Annotated in this window: 9 protein-coding genes; 3 read left to right on the top strand and 6 right to left on the bottom strand. The window is 58.3% G+C overall.

All coding sequences use genetic code 11. From position 1 onward, the window contains the following. Positions 1 to 336: 336 nt before the first annotated feature. Together QMK52_RS20910 and QMK52_RS20905 are read right to left on the bottom strand one after the other, a co-directional pair. Positions 337 to 1,440 (bottom strand): P1 family peptidase, encoded by a 1,104-nt coding sequence (locus QMK52_RS20910; RefSeq protein ID WP_194438313.1) that lies wholly within the window; start codon positions 1,438 to 1,440, stop codon positions 337 to 339. Between the two features lie 9 nt (positions 1,441 to 1,449). After that, positions 1,450 to 2,814, bottom strand: a complete 1,365-nt coding sequence (locus tag QMK52_RS20905) for an APC family permease (RefSeq protein ID WP_194438315.1) — start codon at positions 2,812 to 2,814, stop codon at positions 1,450 to 1,452. A gap of 199 nt (positions 2,815 to 3,013) precedes the next feature. On the opposite strand from QMK52_RS20905, the gene QMK52_RS20900 reads away from it, so the two are divergent. Beyond that, entirely contained in the window at positions 3,014 to 3,799 is a 786-nt protein-coding gene (locus QMK52_RS20900; protein WP_005788457.1) for a helix-turn-helix transcriptional regulator, read from the top strand. Between the two features lie 2 nt (positions 3,800 to 3,801). Here QMK52_RS20900 and QMK52_RS20895 read toward each other — a convergent pair whose 3' ends face one another. Next, positions 3,802 to 4,254 (bottom strand): M10 family metallopeptidase C-terminal domain-containing protein, encoded by a 453-nt coding sequence (locus QMK52_RS20895; RefSeq protein ID WP_005788458.1) that lies wholly within the window; start codon positions 4,252 to 4,254, stop codon positions 3,802 to 3,804. 757 nt (positions 4,255 to 5,011) lie between these two features. Between QMK52_RS20895 and QMK52_RS20890 the strand changes: the two genes are divergently transcribed. After that, positions 5,012 to 5,284 (top strand): DUF1652 domain-containing protein, encoded by a 273-nt coding sequence (locus QMK52_RS20890; RefSeq protein ID WP_005788459.1) that lies wholly within the window; start codon positions 5,012 to 5,014, stop codon positions 5,282 to 5,284. Positions 5,285 to 5,364: 80 nt separating this feature from the next. Here QMK52_RS20890 and QMK52_RS20885 read toward each other — a convergent pair whose 3' ends face one another. Continuing rightward, complete coding sequence (locus QMK52_RS20885; protein WP_320403346.1) at positions 5,365 to 7,809, bottom strand: UvrD-helicase domain-containing protein; 2,445 nt, start codon at positions 7,807 to 7,809, stop codon at positions 5,365 to 5,367. A gap of 218 nt (positions 7,810 to 8,027) precedes the next feature. On the opposite strand from QMK52_RS20885, the gene QMK52_RS20880 reads away from it, so the two are divergent. Beyond that, positions 8,028 to 8,723: a pirin family protein gene (locus tag QMK52_RS20880; RefSeq protein ID WP_032875247.1), complete on the top strand. Its 696-nt coding sequence runs from the start codon at positions 8,028 to 8,030 to the stop codon at positions 8,721 to 8,723. Positions 8,724 to 8,838: 115 nt separating this feature from the next. On the opposite strand, the gene pgm is transcribed toward QMK52_RS20880, so the two are convergent. Together pgm and QMK52_RS20870 are read right to left on the bottom strand one after the other, a co-directional pair. Continuing rightward, a complete protein-coding gene (gene pgm / locus QMK52_RS20875; protein WP_005788462.1) occupies positions 8,839 to 10,482 on the bottom strand; it encodes a phosphoglucomutase (alpha-D-glucose-1,6-bisphosphate-dependent) in 1,644 nt (547 codons plus the stop codon). A 105-nt stretch (positions 10,483 to 10,587) separates the two neighbouring features. Next, positions 10,588 to 11,991, bottom strand: coding sequence for a PLP-dependent aminotransferase family protein (locus QMK52_RS20870; protein ID WP_320403345.1), 1,404 nt, complete (start codon positions 11,989 to 11,991; stop codon positions 10,588 to 10,590). Positions 11,992 to 12,005 lie beyond the last annotated feature (14 nt).

Genomic DNA, 12,005 nt, shown 5'->3' with positions numbered 1-12,005 from the left:
TTTGTTCGATAGGAACCTCGCGGGCGAGGATAGTCCTATCACTCACCTCTTTTGAAGGCGTAAGAAAACTGACACAACTTGAAATCTTTCGTCTACATCTATTTCCACAGCAAAAATGTGACACAGGTTCAACTTGAGGAAGTCCCACGTAGTGTTTATTGGGAACGCTTGCTTTTACCCGCCGAATTCGAGCGCCGTATTATTTAAATATTAAATAGCAGTAAAGCCGCTCCGAGTTGAGCGGCGCACTTGAGTAATGGATCCAATATATTGTCACGGTGTCATTAGCGGCATTAAATAGCCACTATTTGCACTATTAAAGTGCAGTGCCCCCTATTACCGGGACACACTCCAGCCACACTTGTGCAATGCTGCCAAGAGGGTCTCGCCGGCCAGGCCAGGCACCTGGACACCCGCCTGTGTGGTCATGTCTTCCCCTGCCAGCATCGCGTTGATGATTGCTTCTTCCACTGCCTCCGCCGCCGCGCTGAACAGTGGAGAAATGTGATCGTTATTGACCATATGCAACGCGGTACGCAGCGGCAGGTCCTTGCGCCCGTAGTCCGCCTGCGGCAAATCCTGATTACCGGTGGCAAAGGCCAGAAACAAGTCACCGCTGGAATCCTCGGTGCCGCCACCGGTACGTGCGATACCGATGGACGCCCGCTGCGCCAAGCGTTTGCACTGATGGGGCAGCAATGGCGCGTCGGTGGCGATAATCACCACGATGGACCCCATGCCGGGCGTGCCCTGCTCGGCAAAGGGCGAAGCAATGTCCATCAAATGTCGGCCCACCGGGTAGCCATCGACCCGCAGCTCCTGGCGCTTGCCATGGTTGGCCTGCACCAATACGCCGACGGTCCAGCCGCCCTGCTCCACCGACAAGCGCCGGGATGCGCTGCCGATGCCGCCCTTGAACTCATGGCAGATCATCCCGGTGCCGCCGCCCACGGCGCCTTCCTGCACCGGGCCGGTTTCGGCATGGTCGAGTGCCTGGCGCACATGCTCAGGTTGCACATGCTGGCCCCAGATATCGTTGAGCAGGCCGTCATAGGTTTCCATGACCACCGGCATGCACCAGTACACCGCGGGGTCTTGCAGGCGTTCGCGCTCCAGGGCGATCAAGGTGTCACGCACGATCCCGACGCTGTGGGTGTTGGTGATGGCCATCGGAGTGGTCAACAAACCGGCCTCGTTGATCCACTCAAGGCCGGTGGCATCACCATTGCCGTTCAGCACGTGGTACCCGGCAAAACAGGGTTGATGCCGGGCCTCACCGGCGCGCGGCTGGACCACCGTCACGCCGGTACGCACCTGCCTGCCGTCGATACGCGTCTTGAGCGTGGTGTGGCCGACGCGAACCCCGGGAACATCGGTGATGGCATTCAATTCGCCAGGCGTGCCCAGCCCCAGCGTGATACCCAATTGACGTGCGCGCATACCCACTCCTTACAATTTCTGAAAGACCGGACTCGACCGGCCACTGATGCAATACAAAATCACCGACAGCGCCAGCAAACCGATAATGACCATGATGTCGCGCATCGACGCCTCAAGGATCAAGTTCACCAACAGATACCCCGCGCCGAGCACCGCCAGCACGGCCGGCAACGGCCACAATGGCATGCGATAGGGATGTTCGCGATCACGCAGCAGCACCCGGCTCATCAGCGCGCTCAGCGCCACCACCAGGTACACCAGCATGATCAGCAACACGCTGAACGACGTCAGGTCCGCCAGGTTCGAGCTGAAACTCAACAGCGCCGAAGGAATCGCCAGGAACAACGTAGCCAGCCACGGCGAATCCCAGCGCGGATGAATCCGCGTGAACAGCTTGTTGATACTCGGCGTCCAGAGTGCATCGCGTCCGCTGCTGAACACCACCCGGCCGATCTGGATGACAATGGCCACAATCGCGTTGAACACCGACAGGAAAATCCCGGCACTGACCAACCGCGACAGGGTTTCATTACCGTGGCTGGTCAAAAGATAGCCAATGGGGTCGGGGCTGCTGATCATCTCACTCAGGGACGGCGCGCCGATCAACAGTGCGGTGATTGGCACAAGTTCGATCACCACCACCAACCCCAGGGACCACAGCACCGCCTTGTGTACCCCCTTGCCGCCGCATTTCATGTCTTCGGCCAGCAATACCGCCGGGCCGTAGCCATTGAATGAGAACAGGCCAATACCGACAGCACCGATCACCAGGGCCCAGGGCGCCAGGTGCAACACGCCGTTTTCGACGATCTGCGGCTGGAACAATACGCTGGCCGGCTGCACCGGGTTGCCGAAGCCGATCACCACAATCACCAGCAACGCTGCCACTTCCAACAGCAGGCAGGTGCCGGTAATCCAGGCATTGAGCTTGATATTGAGAATGCCCAGGGCGTAGCTGCACACCACGATCACCAGGGCGACAGTTTGGGAGTCGAAGTTCGTACCCAAGGCATTATTCAGATAAGTCGCCGCACCAGTGGCCAATACCGGCGGGATAAACAGCAACATCACCAGCACTGTCAGGAACGTGGCGTAGCCGGCCATGCCACCAAACACGCGCTTGGCATACACATACTCGCCACCGGCACTGTTATGGGCGCGGCCGAGTTCGGCGTAACAGAAGGCGAACATCAACGCCAGCAACCCGGCCATCACAAACGCCAGGAACACGCCGCTGCCCGCTTGCTGAATGGCGAACGGGGCGATCACAAATACGGAGCTGGCCGGCGTCACCGCGGAAACGGTGATAGCCACTACATCAAAGACGCTCAAGGTGGGCTTGAGCAGGCCATCGGGCGTGGGGGTAGCGCTCATATCGTTATCCTCTGTCGTTGTTTTTGGTGTGAGGCAGAAACGAAAAATGATGTGTGTGTGCGGGATATGCTTCCCGTTGAATAGTGGTGACGTTATCGGCTGACGGGCCGGTAGGCCAATTCCCCTATTGGCGTACTCCCCTTGACGGTACCGGCTAAAAGCCGAACCCTTGGCCGATCTTTTGAGGGGAGCCAGTGATATGAGCCTGTTCCGGGAAATCGGCATGCACGCGGGGTTGGGGCGCACCTTGTCACAAATCGGCACCGAACGGTTCTGGAAGCAATTGGTGCTGTTATTGCACCAATGCCTGCCCTTCGATAACGCCCTGGCGATTTTCTACCCGCTGGACGGCCCGCCCCAGGCCCTTGAGGAGTACGACGCCCAGCCCAGCAGCAAACCGGCGTCGATGCTGGTGTACCTCAACGGTCTGTACCTGCTCGACCCGTTCTACCAGGCGTGCCGCGAGAACTATGCCAGCGGCGTGTACCGCCTGGAGGAAGTGGCGCCGGACCATTTTCGCCAGAGTGAGTACTTCCTCAACTACTTCCACGACAACGTGCTGGAAGACGAAGTGCAGTTGATCCTGCAATTGCCCGGCACGGGCACGCTTTCACTGTCCCTGGGCATGCAGCGACGCTTCAGCTTCGAGGAAACCGGGCTGTTGACCACACTGGCCGCTTGGGTGCTGCCATTGATGCAGCAGCACTGGCAGCAAAGCACTCAGCGAGCGCCGGCAATAGATAGCCAGATCCGGGACGCGCTGAGTCATTTCGGCAGTGGTGTACTGTCGGACCGCGAGCTGGAAATCGCTCGCCTGGTGTTGCGGGGGTTTTCCTCCAAGGCCATGGCCGAACGCCTCAAGATCTCGCCGGACACGGTCAAAGTGCACCGCAGGCACCTTTACGCCAAGCTCGATATCTCGTCACAGCCCGAGTTGTTTTCACTGTTTATCCAGTCGCTGGGGCATGACCTGGAGAACCCGTAGGCTTAATCCGAATGGAAGAAATTGATATGCTGCGGCAACAGATTTACACCATCAACGCGTACGGAAAAGTCCGGCCCTTCGGCATTGACTTTGATAGTCAATGTACTCACGCCGAACGCGTGGCTCAGTTGCACATCGCCCACCTCCACAGGCGGGCCTGGTTGAATATTGATTGCCGATATAGCGTGGTCCTTTAACATCAGGGACACATCGATCTCATCTTCTTTCGGATTGAAATTCAGGATCGTGTCCGGATCATCGCTGAGGGAGTCGGTGCTTTTTTCATATTTGAATGTATTGGCACCCTGACGCCCCACCAGCTGGTCGCCGCCTGCCCCGCCGACCAGCACTGAAGGCTCGCCGCGTCTGGCCTCCAGGCGTTCGCGCTGGTCTGTGCCACGTAACTCGGACTGGGTCCATGTACCGCCGATGGGAAGGCTTTCTATGGAAGACATATAAGTCACCTGTTGATAATCAGTTATGTGAGAGTGTTACGTGTTGCGGCCGAAATCTCTCACAGTGACAACCGTTCTTTCCATTCGGAATAGTTGACAGAAAATGTCTTAATCATGACGCCATTATTTATTTAACCAGTGGCCGGTTAATTATCTGAAAAGTGTCAATTAACGTCCGGTGCGATATAGACCGACGTTGCACAACTTGATAGCAGCCAACGTAACCACGATGCGAAGCGAGCCGCTCTTGATCTTGATCTGCTTTTGATCTTGATCTCAGGCGCCCCCCCAAATCCATGGCGGATTACGGGCACACCGAGCCCAGGCGAGGTGCCGAGTGGTGGGGCAAGAGCGTTTTGCTTACTTTTGCGCTCTTTTCAAAAGTGAGCCGCTGTAAAAGCGGAACCAATAGCAGCCGTTACCGCAGGAATGGATATGTACTCGGTCTGATCCAGCACCCTGGTCGGCCCTGAGGCCGCCATCGGGAGCAAGTCGAATCCTGCGCCAGCACAGCGACCAAAATGCTTGAGATTGCCTAAATCTACCCGCCCCCCACAATGGCCAGACGACCATTCGAAATAATGGCCTTTTGCCTAATCTGCTGTAGGACATGATCCACATCAAAATCAGGTAAAAGAACCGCCGAACGGGGCCGAAAAACTCACCTTGTACTTGCGAACGAATGCTATTTTTAAGTTCTTCGCCGTCTTGACCAACGAAGGTCCTGACCCCTGCCGCGAGCTAAAGGAAGCGCTCAATGAACAAGGTGGGCAACATGAACAAAGTGACTTTTCCCAATGCGTGCCAGTTGATGCGCTGGCATTTTCATCCGATGGGTTTCGAGGGGAGTATGGACGCCCCCGGCAGCATGATCGCCCGCCTGTTCGACCGCGCCAGCGGTGAAACATTGATCGCCATCGCCGGCATACCTTGCGCCACAGTGATGAACGCCGCTGATGTGGAGCGCATTATCGAGGCCGTGGAGGATGAGCTGGAGTGTTTTGTGCCGCCGTTGTCGTTGCGGGCCTGAACAGCATTTGTCAGCCGCCGATTACCTGATGCGGGAGGAGACAAGCCCCTCCCACATTTTGCTGTGTGTCAGTTGAAGGTTCAGCGCTGATCGTCGAAAAACGCTTTCTTGCCATCCACCCGCTCGGAAGCCCTGGGCACGTTTACACCCTGGCCCTCCGGCTTTTCCACATACCAGTAGCAGTGGTTGACCGCTCGGGTAATACCGACGTAGGCCAGTCGTAGTATTTCGTCCTTTTGCGCATTGTCGTACGGCTCGCTGTCACCTTCCTTGCCCAAGCCCGCCATGCGGTAGACCTGGTTTTTGTAGGGCGAGCTGGTGAGATGCTGGCAGTCCCCAAGCAGAAATACTGCATCGGCCTGAAGGCCCTTGGCGCTGTGGTAAGTGAGCTGTTTCAGACGGCGCTCGTGGACCGGCAAGCTAGAATCCACATTAACAACAGACTGAATATGCTTTTGAATCAGCAACTTATCGCTGCTTTTTCGATAAAGCATCAAGACCGTATCCCCGCGTTGGTAATGCTCCAGCAACCGCCGGCCGAGCGCCGCGTCGTCGCGCTCCAGCACGGTGACCGGCACCAATGCCTTGGGCTCGCCACTGGCCTTGGCCTTCTTGCCGGGGATAGCCGGTGCGGTGCGCACGATATGCTCGGCCGCGTCGATAATGTGTTGGTGGCTGCGGTAGTTCTCGCCCAGCATCACGCGAGTGGTGCTCGGCGCGACAAATTCCTGGTTGAACTCCATGAAGTACTTGGGCGAGCTGCCGCGCCAGCCATAAATCGACTGCCAGTCATCGCCGACACACAGCAAGGATGAGCGTTGCGCCCCACGCCCGACGTGCATGGCCGGGCCGCGACTGCGGATTTCCCGCAGCGCGGCACGGATCCACGAGACAATCTGCGGCGATACATCCTGGAATTCGTCGATCATCAGGTGTGACATCGGCCGCAGCAAGGGATCACTGAGCAGCTTGAGGTTCTCCGGGGTATTTTCGCCAAACAGGGAAAACATTCGGTTGTAGGTCATGATCGGCGGTGATTGATCGAGCAGGTGGTCTTCCAGGGCCTTCCAGAAAATGCTCAAGGCCTCGAAGAACAACCGATCCGGGTCGTCCTTGGCGAAGCTCATCTGGCCCACAGCCGTCGGTACGTCCAGCCCGAGGTTCTCGATAAACCCGGCCGCCATGACAAAACTGTCCAGCAGCGGCGCCGAGGCGAGTTCACCCTTGACCTTGTAATCAAAGCCCGGCCCGGCCGTGGCCTCGCCGGCCAGACTGCTTAAAAGGCGCCTGGATGACTCGTAGTTATCAAGCCATATCAACGGCTTATGGCAGAAAGCTTGAAACAGGGTGCGCTTTACCGCCCACTCTGCGCGCACCGATAGTTTTGAGTTTGGGCGGCTGATCCCCGCGTTTTCCCGCGCATCGAAACCCAATACGACCCAGGCATCCAACTGCGGGATATAGCCGTGGCAATGAAACTTGGCACCGTTGATTTCAAAAGTCTGACGGCTGGGTTCGATGCCTTTGATCGGCCAGGCGCCCGCGCGGAACCACAGGTCCTCGATCACGTCGCAGAGTTCTTCATCACGTTTGGCCGCCAACTCGGTCACGGCCATGCGCTTTTGCACGTCCGGATGATCGCGCTCAAGCTCCTTGAGCTGCAGGCCCTGGCGAGCCAGCGGCGCAATCAACTCGCGAAAACGCGCATGATGCCCCTGCAAACGGTGATAACAGGCGTTCATATGCTGGCGCTGGGCATCACTGATACGTAGATCGAAGGCATTGCTATCGGCGTCTTCGAAGCCGCCACTGAGGTTTTCAAAGGCTTGCAGCCGTTCAAAACCCGGCAGGCTGCGCACCATCGGCAGGATACGCGAGTGAAACGTACGCACCACCGCCTGGGCTTGTTTCAGGTCAAGGGGTTGGCCCCACAGGCTCAGAATCTCCATGAGCTTGTTGATGAAGTCCTTGCGCGACTCGCGGGTGAACGTCACCACAGTCATCGAACTCAACTCAAAACCCAGGTAATGGGTGAGCAACAAGATACGCAACACCAGGGAGGTCGATTTACCTGCGCCGGCGCCCGCAATCACCGAGGTCGAAGGCGTGTCGCTGAAGATCATCTTCCACTGCGCTGTGCTCGGCTGCGCGTGGGCTGGCAGCAAGCGCGCCACATCCGCCTTCATGCGCTTCTTCACATCGGCGGTGAGCGGCAATCGCCAATCGTCGAACAGGCTGTCATCCACACCGGGCGCTCGGTGCTCATCAGGGCGAAAGTCGCGAATCAACAGGACCTGCCGGCCCTCTTCAAGACCATCGGCCTTGCCCTCGCGATACCCATATTCCACACCGGCTTCATGCCCATTGCGAAAACCGTCGGCCTGGCCATGCAGCCAGGAAAACCGGTGCTGCGCGCGCAAACGGGTGAGGCCATGGCCGAACAGGCGAGCGGCCAGCCGCTTCAATAACGGCATTTCAGCCAAGGGGCGCAGTTCAGGGGGCAGATCAGGCTTTTGTTGCGGCACGCGGACTCCTGCGATGAGCTTGGCTTTGACAAGGCCGCCATGGTCGCCGGAATCGGCGCTCAGTTCCAGCCAATTGCTTTGCTGTCATGGAGTTAGGCGATGAAGTGAAAGTTGAAGCAGGTTTCAATGATCGAATTAATGGATAGGAATCAGGCATTTTTTACGCTTTTTATCGATCATGCGCTGCTGGATGATGGGCTCATTCACAGGAGACGATCATGCTTGAACTTCGACCTTTCAACACCCTCGGCGGTGCCCATCATGGCTGGCTCGACGCCCATCACCACTTTTCATTCGCCGAATACCACGACCCCGAGCGTATGCACTGGGGCAATTTGCGGGTATGGAACGACGACATCATCGCGCCTGGCAGCGGTTTCCCCCAGCACCCGCACCGCGACATGGAAATCATCACCTACGTACGCGAAGGCGCAATCAGCCATGCCGATAACCTGGGCAACAAAGGCCGCACCGAGGCGGGCGATGTACAGGTGATGAGTGCTGGTACCGGGATCGCCCACAGCGAGTACAACCTGGAAGCCACCCCCACCAAGATCTTCCAGATCTGGATCATCCCGAATGAGGCCGGCTTACCACCGTCCTGGGGTGCCAAGCCGTTTCCGCAAGGTAATCGTGAAGGCTTTGTGACGCTGGCCAGCGGCAAGGCTGGCGACAGTGAAAGCCTGCGCATTCGTGCCGATGCACGCTTGGTGGCGGCGAACCTGAAAGCTGGGGAAAGCGCCGAATACAGGCTGGACAACGGACGCCGGGCGTACCTGGTGCCGGCAACCGGCGTAATTGAAGTCAATGGTTTGCGCGCACAGGCGCGAGACGGCGTGGCCGTTGAGGATGAGCAAGTATTGCGGGTGACGGCGATCGAGGACAGCGAGATCGTGCTGGTCGACCTGGCCTGATCTTGCATCATGCTGCTATCTAATGTGGGAGGGGGCTTGCTCCCGATGAGGTTATGCCAGTCAACACATGTGTGACTGACCCACCGCTATCGGGGGCAAGCCCCCTCCTACACAGTTACTGGGAAATTGCGCCGTCTACCAGCACCTGCGCCTCTTCCACCAGCTGCTTGAGGTGTTCTTCGCCGATAAAGCTCTCGGCGTAGATCTTGTAGATGTCCTCGGTACCCGATGGCCGTGCGGCAAACCAGCCGTTTTCAGTCATGACTTTCAAGCCGCCAATCGCCTGGTTGTTGCCCGGGGCATGGCTGAGGATCTGCTGAATGCTCTCGCCGGCCAATTGGGTGGACGTCACCTGCTCCGGCGCCAGCTTGCCCAGCAGGGCTTTCTGCGCCGGGGTCGCCTTGGCATCCACGCGAATGGCAAACGGCTCGCCGAGTGCATCGGTCAGGCCGCGATAGATCTGGCTGGGATCCTGACCCTTGCGCGAGGTCATTTCCGCCGCCAGCAAGGCCGGGATCAGGCCGTCCTTGTCAGTGCTCCAGACCGTGCCGTCCTTACGCAGGAACGAAGCACCGGCGCTTTCTTCGCCGCCAAAACCCAACGAGCCTTCGAACAAGCCATCGGCAAACCATTTGAAGCCCACCGGCACTTCATACAGACGCCGGCCAATACGTGCAGCCACGCGATCGATCAGGCCACTGCTGACCACGGTTTTGCCCACCGCCGCATCGGCTCGCCAGTCCGGACGGTTCTGGAACAGGTAATCGATGGACACCGCCAGGTAGTTGTTCGGCGCCAACAGACCGCCGGAGGGCGTGACGATACCGTGACGGTCGTGGTCCGGATCGCACGCAAACGCCACGTCGAAGCGTTCCTTGAGACCAATTAGGCTCTGCATGGCGTAGCTGGAGGATGGGTCCATGCGGATCTGTCCATCCCAGTCCACGCTCATGAAGCGGAATGTGGAATCCACTTCGGTGTTCACCACCTCCAGGTTCAGGCGGTAGTGCTCGGCAATCGCCGACCAGTAGCGCACCCCCGCCCCGCCCAATGGATCAACGCCCAGGCGCAGATCAGCGCTACGGATTGCATCCATATCGATCACATTGATCAGGTCGGCCACATAGCTGTTGAGGTAGTCATGGCGATGAGTGGTGTCCGCCTTGAGCGCCTGGGCATGGGTGATGCGCTTGACCCCAGCGAGCTTGTTGGCCAGCAGTTCGTTGGCTTTGGCTTCGATCCACTTGGTGACGTGGGTATCGGCCGGGCCACCATTGGGCGGGTTGTACTTGTAGCCACCACTTTGCGGCGGGTTGTGCGACGGAGTGATCACAATGCCGTCCGCCAGGCCGCTGGTACGACCACGGTTGTAGCAAATGATGGCGTGTGAGATCGCCGGAGTCGGCGTGTACTCATCGCCTTCAGCCAGCATGACGTGCACGCCATTGGCAGCCAGCACCTCCAGGGCACTGGCACCGGCCGGCGTGGACAATGCATGAGTATCCAGGCCAACAAATAAAGGCCCTGTGATGCCTTGGGCTTCACGGTACAGGCAGATCGCCTGGCTGATCGCAAGCACATGCCATTCGTTGAAGCTCAGCTCGAACGAGCTGCCACGGTGCCCGGAGGTGCCAAAGGCTACACGCTGGGTAGAGATTGCTGCATCAGGCTGGCCGGTGTAATAGGCCGTGACCAGTCGCGGGATATCCACCAGCAACTGAGCCGGCGCCGGTTTGCCCGCAAAAGGACTGATAGTCATGCATAAACCTCGGAAAATAAGGATTCGGAAAAAATGACAGTTTACTCAGAGTTAGACTACTGAGCGATGTTATCGATCCCACAACTCGGAGAGAAGTTTCACACATTAATCGGTCTGTGCCTGGAGCAGCGCCTGAGCCAGCGCATTCAGGACAATATCCAGATTGGGGTGGCCGCTGAACGTATGACTCAAGCGCATATGCTGGTGATGCAAGCCTAAGAGGCTGAACAACTCCCCTGGCGCAATCACGACCTGCTGGGCGAGCATGCGCTGGAACACCAGGCGCATATCCACCGGCGCCACCGACTGCAACCAGAAACTTGCCCCGGCGATAGGCATTCGATAACTCACACGCCCTTGCATATGCACATCCAACCGATGGCTCATGGCTTGCGCCTGTTCCTGAAGGCGCTGGCATAACGTCTGCAAGTGCTGATCCAACCGCCCGCTCTCATAAAGCCGAGCAATGGCGCGTTGCCGAATGGATGAAAGTCGAAATGAGCGCAGCAAAAACTGGCGCTGCAACTCACTGCCCATTTGCTGCGTCAGTAGGTACCCAAACGGCGCTTCTGGCCCCAACACCTTTTCGAACGAAGAAAACACAATCAGCCGCTGCGGGTTGACCAGATTGCGCAAAGCCGTCTGCGACGACGCGAAGCTCAGCTCGCCAAACGTGTCGTTTTCCAGCAACCAACAGGCGTGCCGCTCCAGCAAATGCGCTACTTGCAGCCGTTCGGGTAGCGTCAGCGCATTACCCGAGGGCATGCTGACCACGGAGGACAGCAGAACAAGGTGCACCGGTTCGTGCTTGAGCAGGTGCTCGAACGTGGCCAAGTCGAAGCTGCCATCGGCGTGCCAGGGCAGTTCGATAACCCGCACGCCAGCGCTCTGTAACAGGCGCAAGACCAGGTAATCGCAGGGCGATTCAGCCAGCACCACCGTGCCCTCGAGGCCAAGCGTGTCGATCAGGATTTGCAGTACGCCCTGAAGATCGGCGCCGATATACACCTCGTCGGCCTGCCAGCAATGGCTAGGCGACGAGGTATAACGGGCCGCCAATGCCGCCCGTAATTCCCATACACCACAAGGTTGCGACGGTTGCAGGTGGTGTGGATACCTGCGCACCAGCTGGCGCTCCAGCGCAAGCAAAGCGCCATCCAGTGAACCCAACAACGCCGGCTCATCACCACTGAGCACAACCATGGTTGGTCGTCGCGCCGCCGCATACAGCCGCTCAAGCAAGTCGGCGCCCGCCATGACCGGCGGGTTTGCCGCTACCGGCCAGGCGAAATAGCCAGACTTGGCCACCGAGTAGACCCGCCCTTCCTTTTCCAGCAAAGAGTAAGCGTACTGAATCGTCGAGATCGACACGTTCATCCGTGTCGACAACTGACGCAACGACGGCAACTTGACCGGCGTTTCCAGGCTGACTTCGTTGATCAGGTTGATCATGTAGCGGTACACCGCCTGATACGCGAAGTCAGACTGCCGCTCTCCCCTCAGGTTCATCGCCGCTCACCGGC

This window comes from Pseudomonas sp. P9_2 (genome assembly GCF_034008255.1).
Classification (GTDB): Bacteria; Pseudomonadota; Gammaproteobacteria; order Pseudomonadales; family Pseudomonadaceae; genus Aquipseudomonas; species Aquipseudomonas synxantha_A.
Note: the sequence above shows the minus strand (reverse complement) of the source record. Positions and strands in the feature narration are given on the sequence as shown.

Coding starts and splice junctions, on each gene's coding strand:
- QMK52_RS20910 (WP_194438313.1), bottom strand. CDS start 1,440: ATGCGCGCACGTCAATTGGGTATCACGCTGGGGCTGGGCACGCCTGGC.
- QMK52_RS20905 (WP_194438315.1), bottom strand. CDS start 2,814: ATGAGCGCTACCCCCACGCCCGATGGCCTGCTCAAGCCCACCTTGAGC.
- QMK52_RS20900 (WP_005788457.1), top strand. CDS start 3,014: ATGAGCCTGTTCCGGGAAATCGGCATGCACGCGGGGTTGGGGCGCACC.
- QMK52_RS20895 (WP_005788458.1), bottom strand. CDS start 4,254: ATGTCTTCCATAGAAAGCCTTCCCATCGGCGGTACATGGACCCAGTCC.
- QMK52_RS20890 (WP_005788459.1), top strand. CDS start 5,012: ATGAACAAGGTGGGCAACATGAACAAAGTGACTTTTCCCAATGCGTGC.
- QMK52_RS20880 (WP_032875247.1), top strand. CDS start 8,028: ATGCTTGAACTTCGACCTTTCAACACCCTCGGCGGTGCCCATCATGGC.
- pgm (WP_005788462.1), bottom strand. CDS start 10,482: ATGACTATCAGTCCTTTTGCGGGCAAACCGGCGCCGGCTCAGTTGCTG.
- QMK52_RS20870 (WP_320403345.1), bottom strand. CDS start 11,991: ATGAACCTGAGGGGAGAGCGGCAGTCTGACTTCGCGTATCAGGCGGTG.